The organism is Haemophilus sp. HMSC61B11 (genome assembly GCF_001838615.1).
Taxonomy (GTDB): Bacteria; Pseudomonadota; Gammaproteobacteria; order Enterobacterales; family Pasteurellaceae; genus Haemophilus_D; species Haemophilus_D parainfluenzae_AD.
Genome location: NZ_KV837957.1, coordinates 286,605 through 300,639, shown reverse-complemented (window position 1 = coordinate 300,639; position 14,035 = coordinate 286,605). Strand labels below are relative to the sequence as shown.

13 protein-coding genes and 1 pseudogene are annotated in these 14,035 nt (G+C 41.4%); 9 read left to right on the top strand and 5 right to left on the bottom strand.

Annotated elements, in window-relative coordinates:
* Positions 1-21 precede the first annotated feature (21 nt).
* The 3 genes and pseudogenes from HMPREF3263_RS03220 to rplU all read right to left on the bottom strand — a co-directional run bounded on the left by HMPREF3263_RS03220 (position 22) and on the right by rplU (position 1,704).
* Positions 22-938: pseudogene (locus HMPREF3263_RS03220) on the bottom strand (DMT family transporter).
* A gap of 176 nt (positions 939-1,114) precedes the next feature.
* On the bottom strand, positions 1,115-1,372 hold the full coding sequence (rpmA, locus tag HMPREF3263_RS03215) for a 50S ribosomal protein L27 (protein ID WP_005539872.1): 258 nt from the start codon (positions 1,370-1,372) through the stop codon (positions 1,115-1,117).
* Between the two features lie 20 nt (positions 1,373-1,392).
* Positions 1,393-1,704, bottom strand: a complete 312-nt coding sequence (gene rplU, locus HMPREF3263_RS03210; RefSeq protein WP_005695431.1) for a 50S ribosomal protein L21 — start codon at positions 1,702-1,704, stop codon at positions 1,393-1,395.
* Positions 1,705-1,934: 230 nt separating this feature from the next.
* Here rplU and ispB point away from each other — a divergent pair, with 230 nt between their 5' ends.
* A complete protein-coding gene (ispB, locus tag HMPREF3263_RS03205; protein ID WP_049380004.1) occupies positions 1,935-2,924 on the top strand; it encodes an octaprenyl diphosphate synthase in 990 nt (329 codons plus the stop codon).
* Between the two features lies 1 nt (position 2,925).
* Positions 2,926-3,666, top strand: coding sequence for an epoxyqueuosine reductase QueH (locus tag HMPREF3263_RS03200; protein WP_049379906.1), 741 nt, complete (start codon positions 2,926-2,928; stop codon positions 3,664-3,666).
* Positions 3,667-3,714: 48 nt separating this feature from the next.
* Here HMPREF3263_RS03200 and HMPREF3263_RS03195 read toward each other — a convergent pair whose 3' ends face one another.
* Complete coding sequence (locus HMPREF3263_RS03195; protein ID WP_049372795.1) at positions 3,715-4,020, bottom strand: cell division protein ZapA; 306 nt, start codon at positions 4,018-4,020, stop codon at positions 3,715-3,717.
* A gap of 160 nt (positions 4,021-4,180) precedes the next feature.
* Here HMPREF3263_RS03195 and polA point away from each other — a divergent pair, with 160 nt between their 5' ends.
* The 5 genes from polA to HMPREF3263_RS03170 all read left to right on the top strand — a co-directional run bounded on the left by polA (position 4,181) and on the right by HMPREF3263_RS03170 (position 10,067).
* Positions 4,181-6,979, top strand: a complete 2,799-nt coding sequence (gene polA, locus HMPREF3263_RS03190; protein WP_070852950.1) for a DNA polymerase I — start codon at positions 4,181-4,183, stop codon at positions 6,977-6,979.
* Positions 6,980-6,990: 11 nt separating this feature from the next.
* A complete protein-coding gene (locus HMPREF3263_RS03185; RefSeq protein ID WP_070852949.1) occupies positions 6,991-7,305 on the top strand; it encodes a cupin domain-containing protein in 315 nt (104 codons plus the stop codon).
* 18 nt (positions 7,306-7,323) lie between these two features.
* Positions 7,324-8,628, top strand: coding sequence for an L-cysteine desulfidase family protein (locus HMPREF3263_RS03180; RefSeq protein WP_070852948.1), 1,305 nt, complete (start codon positions 7,324-7,326; stop codon positions 8,626-8,628).
* 164 nt (positions 8,629-8,792) lie between these two features.
* Positions 8,793-9,836, top strand: coding sequence for a YeeE/YedE family protein (locus tag HMPREF3263_RS03175; protein WP_070852947.1), 1,044 nt, complete (start codon positions 8,793-8,795; stop codon positions 9,834-9,836).
* 9 nt (positions 9,837-9,845) lie between these two features.
* Positions 9,846-10,067 (top strand): sulfurtransferase TusA family protein, encoded by a 222-nt coding sequence (locus HMPREF3263_RS03170; protein ID WP_005631077.1) that lies wholly within the window; start codon positions 9,846-9,848, stop codon positions 10,065-10,067.
* Between the two features lie 67 nt (positions 10,068-10,134).
* Here the strand turns inward: HMPREF3263_RS03170 and nanQ are convergent, their stop codons facing one another.
* Complete coding sequence (gene nanQ, locus HMPREF3263_RS03165; protein WP_070852946.1) at positions 10,135-10,602, bottom strand: N-acetylneuraminate anomerase; 468 nt, start codon at positions 10,600-10,602, stop codon at positions 10,135-10,137.
* A gap of 242 nt (positions 10,603-10,844) precedes the next feature.
* On the opposite strand from nanQ, the gene pnp reads away from it, so the two are divergent.
* Complete coding sequence (pnp, locus tag HMPREF3263_RS03160) at positions 10,845-12,983, top strand: polyribonucleotide nucleotidyltransferase (protein WP_005695417.1); 2,139 nt, start codon at positions 10,845-10,847, stop codon at positions 12,981-12,983.
* Positions 12,984-13,047: 64 nt separating this feature from the next.
* The gene (gene nlpI / locus HMPREF3263_RS03155; RefSeq protein ID WP_070852945.1) at positions 13,048-13,989 is read left to right on the top strand and encodes a lipoprotein NlpI; all 942 of its coding nucleotides are present in this window, start codon (positions 13,048-13,050) and stop codon (positions 13,987-13,989) included.
* Positions 13,990-14,035 lie beyond the last annotated feature (46 nt).

Genomic DNA, 14,035 nt, shown 5'->3' with positions numbered 1-14,035 from the left:
TCTCCAATATTTAACCGCACTTTATTTTGATTGCGGTAATAACTTATGTCCGATTGCCGACAAAATTGCTCCGCATACTACAACAAACGCCCCAATATAGCTAATCATATTTAATTCTGGTGCGGCAAAATTCTCAGGGCTCACTAATGGGCAAGATAGGCAAAGAAAATGGTAAAGAGTGGTACTAAGGTTATCACTACACTTACTTTAGAAACCTCCCAACGATTAAGCGCCTCAGCATAAGCCCCATAACCAAATAAGGTATTTAAGCAGCAATAAACAAAACAACCGAATGCAAACGGGGTGAGGTTACTCACTTGTGAGAATTCAGCTACAGGTATAAAGACTAAAAGACAGCCGAAATACATCATTAATAAAATTTGTTGCGAACTAAAACGACGGAGCATAAGCTTTTGTGCCATACCATAAGCCACCCAAACTAATGAAGCAGTCAGGCTGAGTAAGACACCTGTTAAATAACCACTCTCTCCTTTAAACACATCAAGCTTGTCATTGAAGAAAAGCACCAACCCAGCCAATAAAAGACCTAAACCAATCTTTTGATGTAATCCGAGCTTTTCTTTAAAGACAAAAATACCGCAAATTAACATACCAAAAGAAGAAAAATGAATAAAAATTTGGGCTGAAGAAGGATCGATAAACTTAAGTGAGCTATTAAATAAAAAGAAATTACCCGCTAATCCTGCTACACCTATGAGTACAAGCCAAATGAAACGACCACCTTTCGAAAATTGTGGCAATTTTTTCTTGTAACCTAACAGAATCAATAGTGCAAGAGAAGCTACCGCAAATCGATACCAGACGATCGTTTGTGGTGTCATCACTGATAGAACCTGTTTTAACGCAATAGGTAAAGATCCCCACGCCATCGCCGTAATTAAAGCGAAGAGAAAACCTAAAAGCGGTTGTTGTTTCATGATATCTTCCTTTATTTTACTAAAGTGCGGTTAGGAATTAAGATAAATTTCGACTAAGAAATATCAAGATAAGCAATAGTGCCAGAATAACAAATGTGATTGATGATTGTAAATTACAGATAAAAAAGAAAACGCCCCACAGATAATGCGGGGCGTTTATCAAATCAGATGTAAAATTATTCAGTTACAATACTTACGTATTTACGGCTTTTCTCGCCTTTAACTTCAAATTTTACTTTACCGTCAGCGGTAGCAAATAAGGTGTGGTCACGACCCATACCTACGTTGTTACCTGCGTGGAATTTAGTACCACGTTGACGTACAATGATGCTACCTGCTAATACAGATTCGCCACCGAAACGTTTAACACCAAGGCGTTTAGCTTCAGAATCACGACCGTTACGAGTTGAACCACCAGCTTTTTTAGTTGCCATCTACTTGATCTCCTCTGAAATTATGCTTGAATCCCAGTGATTTTCACTTCTGTGAACCACTGACGATGACCTTGTTGTTTACGGCTGTGTTTACGACGACGGAACTTAACGATTTTAACTTTATCGCCACGACCTTGTGCCACAACTTCAGCCACTACTTTCGCGCCAGCTACTACTGGTGCACCAATTTTAACATCTTCACCATTAACGACCATTAACACTGAGTCGAACTCAACTGTTGCGCCAGTTGCAAGTTCAAGTTTTTCTAAACGAACGACTTGACCTTCGCTCACACGGTGTTGTTTACCGCCACTTTGGAAAACTGCGTACATAAATACTCCGCTATAATTGTGCTTCTCCGTTACTATTTTTCGGTCCGCACTTCAAAATTCATATAAATAGGTCGCAAATTCTACGGAAAAAACAACTCGATCGCAAGCACTTATTTGCAATAAAATAAAAAAAAGCGCTTTTCCTCGAGTTTAATTTCAGAAACCTTGAAAAATCGGGTAAAATTCACCGCACTTTTCTTTTATATACACAACCATCGAACCAAATGAAGATGAACAAACAAGATTTAATGGATATGCATGCCATCCAAGCATTAACAGATGCGGATATGCAGAAAGTCAACCAAGCCATTTTAGCACAAATTAACTCCGATGTGCCGATGGTTAATCAGCTTGGTTTTTATATTGTACAAGGTGGCGGAAAACGTATTCGACCACTTATTGCGGTTTTAGCGGCACGTGCATTAGGCTATGAAAGCGATAAAGTGGCCACTTGTGCTACCTTTGTAGAATTTATTCACACCGCTTCTTTATTACATGATGATGTGGTAGATGAATCGGATATGCGTCGTGGTCGCGCAACGGCAAACTCAGCCTTTGGTAATGCCGCTAGCGTATTAGTAGGTGACTTCATTTATACTCGTGCATTCCAATTAGTGGCGCAGTTACAATCGCTAGATATTCTTCGTATTATGGCGGACGCCACTAACGTATTGGCTGAAGGTGAAGTTCAACAACTAATGAACGTGAACGATCCCGATACCACAGAAGAAAGCTATATGCGTGTGATTTATAGTAAAACAGCACGCTTATTTGAAGTGGCAGCACAATCTGTTGCGATTGTTGCGGGTGCTGAAAAATCAATTGAAACCGCATTTCAAGAATATGGTCGCTATCTTGGTACCGCATTCCAATTAGTAGATGACGTGCTAGATTACAGTGCTAATGCGGCTGCATTAGGTAAAAATGTGGGTGATGACCTCGCTGAAGGTAAGCCTACTCTTCCTTTATTACACGCAATGCGTCACGGCAACCCACAACAAGCCGCGCTTATTCGCGAAGCCATTGAACAAGGCGGAAAACGTGATGCGATCGATGACGTACTTGCGATCATGGCTGAACATAAATCCCTTGATTACGCAATGGATCGCGCGAAACAAGAAGCCCAAAAAGCGGTTGATGCCATTGCCTTATTACCTGAAAGCGAATACAAAAAAGCCTTAATTTCACTGGCTTATTTATCGGTAGACCGAACTTATTAATATGACTGAAGAACAAATTCAACCGCAAAGTGCGGTCGATTCTCAACCTAAATTTCAAAAACCACGCAAACAAAAAGTGCGCAAGGATCCCAATGCGCCTTTTATTCGTGAAAAACTCGAATTACCTGAAGGGCATAATAAGCTACTTCTCCACTCTTGCTGTGCGCCTTGTTCGGGTGAAGTGATGGAAGCCATTTTGGCCTCAGGTATTGAGTTTACGATTTATTTTTACAATCCGAATATTCATCCATTAAAAGAATATTTAATTCGTAAAGAAGAAAACATCCGCTTTGCCCAAAAATTCGGGATTCCATTTATCGATGCAGACTACGATCGCCAACAATGGTTTGATCGCGCAAAAGGTATGGAGTGGGAGCCAGAACGTGGCATCCGTTGCACCATGTGTTTTGATATGCGTTTTGAAAAAGCCGCTGAATATGCTCATGAACATGGCTTCCCTGTATTTACCAGCTGCCTTGGTATTTCTCGCTGGAAAGATATGGATCAAATTAATGGTTGTGGTCACCGTGCGGCTGAAAAATATGATGATGTGATTTATTGGGATTACAACTGGCGTAAAGCTGGCGGATCGCAACGCATGATCGAAATTAGTAAACGTGAACGTTTTTATCAACAGGAATATTGTGGCTGTGTTTATTCTTTACGAGACAGCAATAAATGGCGTGAAGAAACAGGACGACAAAAAATTGAAATTGGTAAACTCTATTACACACCCGATTAAAAATACATAAAAAAAGAACCGCACTTTTAATATGCGGTTCTTTTTTTATTAATCCACAATGGAACGGCCACCTAATGCATTCTCTAAAGAATGATCTAACTGCTGAATTCGCGTACATAACACGTTTTCAATCTGGGCATTTTTATTCTTTTCTTGGGTTAATTCAAAACTTAAATTCAAGGCAACAATAGAAAGCACTCGGTCTAATTGCAATAACCCTGTACGTTCTTTCATTTCAGACACTTGAAGATCTAAATTACGCGCCGCTTGACGCAAAATCTCTTCTTGTTCAGCAGGGACATTCAAGCGCAACACTTGCCCTAATACAACAACTTCAACCAGTTTTAATGACATATTATTCCCTTATGTTGAATGCTCAAGTACTCCTATTATGCCACAGCCAAATGCCTTCGTCATAATTTTTACGTTTAATTGACCGCACTTTATCCGTTCGCCCCATTTCGCAATTTACGCTATAATGCGACACTTTTCATTATTTTTGAACGGAATATTTATGCTAACTATCGCTCCTAATCCATTAGTCCTAGTGGACGGTTCATCTTATTTATATCGTGCTTTTCATGCTTTTCCACCGCTCACCAATTCTGCTGGCGAACCGACAGGCGCCATGTACGGTGTATTAAACATGCTTAAAAGCCTGATTTCACAAGTGCAACCGAGCCATATTGCAGTGGTCTTTGATGCAAAGGGCAAAACGTTCCGTGATGAAATGTTTGAACAATATAAATCCCATCGTCCACCGATGCCAGACGACCTACGCAAACAAATTCAGCCGTTACACGATATTATCCGAGCCCTTGGCATTCCTCTTTTAGTTATTGAAGGTGTAGAAGCCGATGATGTCATCGGTACTCTAGCGGTAGCGGCTTCCAAAGCGAATCAAAAAGTTTTGATCAGTACCGGCGATAAAGATATGGCACAGCTAGTGGATGACAACATTATGTTGATCAACACCATGAATAACACCTTATTAGACCGCGATGCTGTGATTGAAAAATACGGTATTCCGCCAGAACTCATTATTGATTACTTAGCGCTAATGGGCGATAGTGCTGATAATATTCCAGGTGTAGCGGGTGTCGGTGAAAAAACCGCACTTGGTCTCTTGCAAGGTATCGGCAGCATGGCAGAGATTTATGCCAACTTAGACAAAGTGGCTGAGTTGCCAATTCGTGGGGCAAAAAAATTAGGGGATAAATTATTGGCTGAAAAAGAAATGGCCGATTTATCCTATCGCCTTGCCACGATCAAAACCGATGTCGCTCTCGATATCACTCCGGAACAACTTACCCTTGGTGCAAGCAATAACGAGCAACTTACCGAATATTTCGGTCGTTATGAATTTAAACGTTGGCTCAATGAAGTGATGAATGGCGCTGATTCCATCACCAATAACAACGAACAACCAACCAAGATTAATCACTATCAAGTTACACCAGTGCCCGCTCAAGACAATAGCGATGAAGCATTGCCGGCAATTCAAATTGATCGCAGCCGTTATGAAACCTTGCTCACTGAAGCAGATTTAAATCGTTGGGTGGAAAAACTCAATCAAGCCAAACTTTTTGCCTTGGATACAGAAACCGATAATTTAGATTATATGGCTGCCAACTTGGTGGGTATTTCCTTTGCGTTAGAAAACGGTGAAGCCGCTTATTTACCGCTACAATTAGATTATTTAGGCGCACCAAAAACTCTCGAAAAAACAACCGCACTTACGTTGTTAAAACCGATTTTAGAAAATCCTACTATTCAAAAAGTCGGGCAAAACTTCAAATACGATCTCACCATCTTCGCCCGTAATGGCATCGATGTGCAAGGTGTGGCTTTCGACACTATGCTTGAATCCTATGTACTCAACAGCACAGGCCGTCATAATATGGACGACCTGGCGAAACGTTATTTAGGGCATCAAACCATCAGCTTTGAAGAGATTGCAGGCAAAGGTAAAAATCAGCTGACCTTTAACCAAATTCCGTTGGAAAAAGCCGCCGAGTACGCAGCGGAAGATGCTGATGTAACAATGAAACTGCAGCAAGTGCTATGGGAAAAACTCTCCAAAGAACCCACTCTGGAAAAACTCTTTAAAGAAATGGAATTGCCGTTGTTAGGCGTGCTATCCCGTATGGAACGTCGCGGTGTTTTAATTGATAGCGATGCGCTATTCCTACAATCTAACGAAATTGCTAACCGTTTAAGTGAATTAGAAGAACAGGCCTATGTCTTGGCGGGGCAACCATTTAATTTAGCTTCCACCAAACAATTACAAGAAATTTTGTTTGATAAATTAGGTTTGCCGGTTATTCAAAAAACACCAAAAGGTGCGCCATCCACCAACGAGGAAGTGTTGGAGGAACTCGCATTTAGTCATGAATTACCGAAAGTGTTGGTAGAACATCGTGGTCTCAGCAAACTAAAATCCACCTACACCGACAAATTACCGCAAATGGTGAATCCGCAAACGGGTCGAGTGCATACTTCCTACCATCAAGCGGTGACCGCCACCGGTCGTCTTTCATCAAGCGATCCGAATCTGCAAAACATTCCGATTCGTAATGAAGAAGGCCGCCGTATTCGTCAGGCATTTATTGCGTGCGAAGGCTTTACTGTTGTGGCAGCTGACTATTCGCAAATCGAGCTGCGCATTATGGCACACCTATCACAGGATCAGGGCTTAATTAACGCCTTTACTCAAGGCAAAGATATTCACCGCTCTACTGCGGCAGAAATCTTTGGTGTCGCACTGGATGAAGTGACGTCAGAGCAACGCCGCAATGCCAAGGCAATTAATTTCGGTTTAATTTACGGCATGTCAGCCTTTGGCTTATCGCGTCAACTCGGTATTGGCCGTGCCGATGCCCAAAGCTATATGGATTTGTATTTCAAACGCTATCCGGGCGTACAAACTTTTATGCACGATATTCGTGAAAAAGCCAAAGCCCAAGGCTATGTGGAAACCCTATTCGGCCGTCGTTTATATTTACCTGATATTAATTCTAGCAACGCAATGCGTCGTAAAGGGGCTGAACGTGTCGCGATCAATGCACCAATGCAAGGTACAGCCGCAGACATTATCAAACGTGCCATGATTCAATTGGATCAAAAACTGCAAAACGATCCCGATATTGCGATGATTATGCAGGTGCACGATGAATTGGTGTTTGAAGTGCGGTCAGAAAAAGTCGCGTTTTATAGCGAACTCATCAAAACACAAATGGAAAGCGCGGCTGATTTAGTGGTGCCACTGATTGTAGATGTGGGGCAAGGCACTAACTGGGATGAGGCTCACTAACAAATTTAGTCATGAATAAAGTTATTAGAAGTCACCTCTTTACGGCAGAACGCGCTTGGGGAGCTCTTGATATTACCAATATGAATGGCATTTCCGTGCGCCTGCACTGGACAGATAAACCTTACAAATGGCATATCAATGACGGTGAAGAAGTCTTTGCTGTCATGGATGGTAAGGTGGAAATGCGCTACAAGGAAGAGGGCCAAGAGAAAGCCGTATTGCTCCATACGGGTGATATTTTTTATGCGAGTATCGGTACCGAACATGTTGCTCATCCACAAGGCGAAGCGCGCATATTAGTCATAGAGAAAGAAGATAGCATTTAACAGATTAAAAAGAATTTTATGAATCAAGAAAGACTCAACGAAATCGAAAAACCATTAATTCAAATTGTAGAACGTGATGTGGTTCCCGCACTTGGCTGTACTGAACCTATCTCTTTAGCGCTTGCTGCAGCAACGGCAGCCAAATATTTAGGCAAAACACCGGAGCGTATTGAAGCCAAGGTGTCGCCAAACTTAATGAAAAATGGATTGGGCGTTGCAGTGCCAGGAACCGGCATGGTGGGTTTACCTATTGCCGCAGCGATTGGTGCTTTAGGCGGTGACCCAGAAGGTGAATTGGAAGTATTAAAACACATCACGCCAGAGCAAGTTTCCCAAGCCAAGGCAATGCTTGATAAAAAACTCGTTAATATCGATATTCATCAAACTGAGCATATTTTATATTCGGAAGCCGTGTTGTTCGCCGATAACGACCGAGTGAAAGTAGCCATTCAAGATCAACATACCAACATCATTTTGATTGAAAAAAATGGTGAAATTATTTTTAAGAAAGAACATGATGAATGTGCTGATTGCGATCCTTATGATATTTTTAAACAGGTGAGCTCACGTGAAATCTTTGAATTTTCTTGTGAAGTCGAACTCGATAAAATCCGCTTTATCGGACAAGCTGCCGCGCTCAACCGCGCGCTGTCTAACGAAGGATTGCGCGAAAATTATGGTTTACATATTGGCAGAACGTTACGCAAACAAGTTGGTAGTGGCTTAATGTCAGATGATTTACTCAGTAAAATCATGATTGAAACCACCGCAGCCTCCGATGCGCGTATGGGGGGAGCCACATTACCAGCGATGAGTAATTCAGGTTCAGGTAACCAAGGTATTGCCGCCACTATGCCCGTGGTTGTGGTCGCCGATTATTTAAACGTGAGTGAAGAAAAACGTCTCCGTGCCCTCTTCTTATCACACTTAATGGCCATTTATATCCACAGTAAATTACCCAAACTGTCAGCCCTTTGTGCGGTAACAACCGCATCGATGGGAAGCTGTGCGGGTATCGCCTATTTACTTACGGGTAAATTCGAAACCGTGAGCATGGGGATTTGCAGCATGATTGGTGACATCAGCGGAATCATCTGCGATGGCGCATCCAATAGCTGTGCAATGAAAGTGTCCACCAGTGTGGCATCTGGCTATAAATCAGTTCTCATGGCAATGGATGAAACCCATGTTACGGGTAATGAAGGTATCGTTGAACACGATCTCGATCGCACTATCGACAATCTATGTTCGATTGCATCTAAGAGTATGCACCACATCGATCGCCAAGTAATTGAAATTATGGTAAGTAAACCCTGCCCTTAATATCGTGATAACTTACGATAAAGTGCGGTCAGAAAAATATATAAATTTCTGACCGCACTTTTTTATATCAAAAAAACATATTTTCTAGCTAAAAGTTATTGGCGTTATCTTCTTCTTTTTTTAGAAAATACTGCCCTACTTAGTTCTAAAAGAAAGGAATAGTTATGCTTTTAACCGGATTACTTTGCGGAATTTTACTCGGATTTGTCATGCAGCGTGGACGCTTTTGTATTACTGGTGCATTTCGCGATATGTATGTCACCAAAAATAACAAAATGTTTGTAGCCCTTCTATTGGCGATTACCGTGCAATCCATCGGTTTCTTCCTCTTAAAAGAAATCGGTGTATTAAATGTCGATCCAGCTGAAAATTTTGCCTTTTTAGCGGTGATTATCGGTGCCTTTGTGTTTGGTATCGGCATTGTTCTTGCTGGCGGTTGTGCGACAGGTACATGGTATCGTGCTGCAGAAGGCTTAGTCGGCAGTTGGGTTGCTTTATTCACTTATATGTTGTTAAGTGCCATCATGCGTACTGGTCCATTAGGGGAATTCAATAAAACTTTACGCAGTATCAATATCGAACAACGCAACATTTACGATACATTCGGCATTTCACCTTGGTGGTTAGTCACATTATTAACTTTAGTGACAGCTTTCTATGTGTACAAATATCTCAGTAAACCAAGCGTAAAAGTCGCGGCATTAAAACCAAAGAAAACAGGACTTGCCCACTTATTATTTGAAAAACGCTGGCATCCATTTTTCTCTGCTGTGTTAATCGGATTAATCGCGCTTGCGGCTTGGCCACTCAGTGTTGCTACTGGCCGTGAGTTTGGACTTGGGATCACTGGTCCATCAGCTAATATCATGCAATTCCTCGTTACTGGCGACGGTAAATTTATTAACTGGGGCGTATTCTTAGTTTTAGGGATTTTTATTGGATCATTCATCGGCGCTAAAGCAAGCAATGAATTCCGTGTCCGTGTACCGGATGCCACTACGATTCTACGCAGCGGACTCGGCGGTATTCTTATGGGTATTGGTGCAACGCTTGCGGGTGGCTGTTCTATCGGTAATGGCTTAGTCGAAACCGCCTTTTTCTCTTGGCAAGGCTGGGTCTCATTGCCATTGATGATTCTCGGTACTTGGGTGGCCGCCTACTTCACCATTATCCGTCCACAATGTTTAAAATTAGCAAAAGCATCATAAGGAGCTTATATGATCGTTAAATTACCAACACTTGGCCTTGTTTGCCCATTTCCTCTCGTTGAAGCTAAGGAAGCCATGGCTAAGTTAAATAAAGGCGATGGCCTAGAAATTGAATTCGACTGCACACAAGCCACTGAAGCCATTCCTGCTTGGGCTGCAGAAGAAGGCTATGAAGTCACAAACTTCGAGCAAATTGACGATGCCAAATGGTCAATTACGGTGATTAAATAATAAAAAAGTGCGGTCAGAAAAATACATAAATTTCTGACCGCACTTTTGCTTTAATGAATCGAAATAATTAAATCAATTCTACTGGTACTTTCACCACCAGTTTTTTCACAAAACTTGATTTGCCGTTTACGGTGCAACCTGGTTTATGTGGCTCATAAGGGAAAAAGACGGCGAACATTTTTGGTAAAAGTGTCACGGTGCTTTTATCTTCAATTTGCGGGGTAAGTTGGTAGTCATCGGCATCACGATATTCATCGTATAAGCTGAGGTTTGGATAGCTAGCACTTACTTCAACATTCTCTTCACCACGAATAAGTAATTGAATATCCAAATATTTATGGTGAAGTTCAGCTTGTTTGCTATCCGCTTCAACCGTATCAAATTCCATGACATTCATATAAACTTGCTCGCTTAAATCATGACGGCCATTTTCTAATGCTTCAAGATCTAAGGTATTGAGATGATCGCAAATGTCCGCGATAACTTTTGGTAAACCCACTTTGAAATTTGGGTTATTTAATGCACTGATAATCATAGTGTCTCCTTACGTATGTATTTGTATGAGAATATGATAACAAGTTGCTTATATTAAATAAAGTTACCAATAAATTTAAAACTCTGTATAATAAGCGAGCTTTATTTTCTGCATTAGCGTGCGGCTATCAAAAGAGATTTTTAAACGCCCAAAGTGCGGTCATTTTCTCGAAAGATTTCTTTTGCTAGTCGCAATCTGGAAAATAAAGCTTTGTTTTAAATATTATTTTGAAGGAAAACATTGTGAATCCAATTGTTAAACAATTTAAATACGGTCAACATACCGTTACTCTAGAAACCGGCGCAATTGCACGTCAAGCAACTGCTGCGGTTATGGCAAGCATGGACGATACCACGGTATTCGTGACTGTTGTGGCTAAAAAAGATGTGAAAGAAGGTCAAGACTTCTTCCCATTAACCGTAAACTACCAAGAGCGTACTTATGCAGCAGGTAAAATCCCTGGTGGTTTCTTCAAACGTGAAGGTCGTCCATCTGAAGGCGAAACCTTAATCGCACGTTTAATCGACCGTCCAATTCGTCCATTATTCCCAGAAGGTTTCTTCAACGAAATCCAAGTTGTGGCAACTGTAGTTTCTGTAAACCCACAAATCAGCCCTGACTTAGTGGCAATGATCGGTGCTTCTGCAGCATTAACCTTATCTGGTGTACCTTTCAATGGCCCTATCGGTGCAGCGCGCGTTGGTTTTATCGACAACCAATTCGTATTAAACCCAACTATGGCCGAACAAAAACAAAGCCGTTTGGACTTAGTGGTTGCAGGTACTGACAAAGCCGTATTAATGGTTGAATCTGAAGCTGACATTTTAACTGAAGAACAAATGTTAGCGGCAGTGGTATTCGGTCATCAACAACAACAAGTTGTAATTGAAGCAATCAAAGAATTTGCCAAAGAAGCAGGCAAACCACGTTGGGATTGGGTTGCGCCACAACCAAACACAGATTTAATCAACAAAGTAAAAGCGATTGCTGAAGCACGTTTAGGTGATGCATACCGCATTACTGAAAAACAAGCACGTTATGAACAAATCGATGCAATTAAAGCAGATGTAATTGCACAAATCACAGCTGAAGATGAAGAGATCAGCGAAGGTAAAATCGTGGATATTTTCACCGCACTTGAAAGCCAAATCGTTCGTGGTCGTATCATCGCCGGTGAACCACGTATTGATGGTCGTACCGTTGATACCGTTCGTGCATTAGATATTTGCACTGGTGTATTACCACGTACTCACGGTTCTGCAATTTTCACCCGTGGTGAAACGCAAGCATTAGCCGTAGCGACTTTAGGTACTGAACGTGATGCACAAATCATTGATGAATTAACAGGTGAACGTCAAGATCACTTCTTATTCCACTACAACTTCCCTCCATACTCTGTAGGTGAAACGGGTATGATCGGCTCACCAAAACGTCGTGAAATCGGTCACGGCCGTTTAGCAAAACGTGGTGTCGCTGCGGTTATGCCAAGCCTTGCAGAATTCCCGTATGTAGTACGTGTTGTATCTGAAATCACTGAATCTAACGGTTCTTCTTCTATGGCATCTGTATGTGGTGCGTCTTTAGCATTAATGGATGCGGGTGTTCCAATCAAAGCCGCTGTTGCGGGTATCGCAATGGGCTTAGTGAAAGAAGAAGAGAAATTCGTGGTGCTTTCAGATATCTTAGGTGATGAAGACCACTTAGGTGATATGGACTTTAAAGTAGCAGGTACACGTGAAGGTGTCACTGCACTTCAAATGGACATCAAAATTGAGGGTATCACCCCTGAAATTATGCAAATTGCATTAAACCAAGCGAAAGGTGCACGTATGCACATTCTTGGCGTAATGGAACAAGCAATCCCTGCACCACGTGCGGATATTTCTGACTACGCGCCGCGTATTCACACCATGAAAATTGATCCGAAGAAAATCAAAGATGTTATCGGTAAAGGTGGTGCAACTATCCGTGCATTAACTGAAGAAACCGGTACTTCTATTGATATCGATGATGATGGTACAGTGAAAATTGCTGCAGTAGATAGCAGTGCAGCTAAAAATGTGATGGTACGTATTGAAGAAATTGTTGCTGAAGTTGAAGCGGGTGCAATTTACAAAGGTAAAGTGACTCGTCTTGCTGATTTCGGTGCATTCGTGGCTATCGTAGGAAATAAAGAAGGTTTAGTTCATATTTCTCAAATCGCAGAAGAACGCGTAGAGAAAGTGAGTGATTATCTTCAAGTTGGTCAAGAAGTGACGGTTAAAGTGGTTGAAATCGATCGCCAAGGTCGTATCCGCTTAACCATGAAAGATCTTGCACCAAAACAAGAAACTGAAGCAGAATCTGCACCTGCAGAAGACATTTCAGAAGAACAAGAATAATCTCACAGGGTGTGTGAATTCAATTTACACACCCGTTTTGATTATCAAGCTAACTTATAAAACAATGCAATATTTTCGGTTCTTCCGTTTTCTAGTTTCGTTATCTAGCCTAAGTCTGACTTTATTTATTTCCGGTTGTGTACAATCGGGAAACGTGTTTGTCGCGCCAAATAAAGTCGTACTAGCAGATCAAACACCGAATAGTCATTTCGAACAAGAAGTGATGATTACCCGAATCAGCCAAGTTTTATTAGTTGGAAAAATGAGTAATGAAGAACGAGCGACGCTTCACTTTGAACGTGGCGTTTTATATGATTCCCTCGGTTTGTGGGGCCTCGCACGTTATGACTTTACACAAGCCCTCTCGTTACAGCCAAAGATGGCTTCCGTTTACAATTATCTAGGGCTTTACTTACTGCTTGAGGAAGATTACGACAGCGCATTAGAAACCTTTAATGCGGTGTTTGAATTGGATCCAAGTTATGACTATACCCACCTTAATCGTGGTTTAAATTTTTATTACGTCGAACGCTATAATCTTGCTGAAGACGATTTGATGAAGTTTTATGAAACCGATACCAAAGACCCTTATCGTGTACTCTGGCTCTATTTGAACGAACAAAAATTAAAACCACAAGAAGCCCATGCCAACCTTGTTGAACGAGCTAAAGGGCTATCTAAGGACTTCTGGGGGACAAATATCGTTCAATACTATTTAGGTAATATTTCTGTGGGCGAGTTGCAAGAACGGGCAACTAAATTTGCAGAAAACTCACAGCAATATGCAGAAATATTAACTGAAACCTACTTTTATCTAGCAAAACAAAAACTCAATTTGGGGCAAATTGATGAGGCTGCGGCTTTATTCAAACTTGCTATTGCGAATCAGGTGTATAACTTTGTTGAGTATCGTTTTGCCGTGTTAGAGCTGATGAAATTGAAACCGGCTCAAACTGACGACGAAAAAGAAGAAAAAAGTGCGGTCACAAAAACAGCTGTTTTTTAGACTTGCCTCTTTCTTTATGTAACAAATAAACCTGAAAGCGAAATTG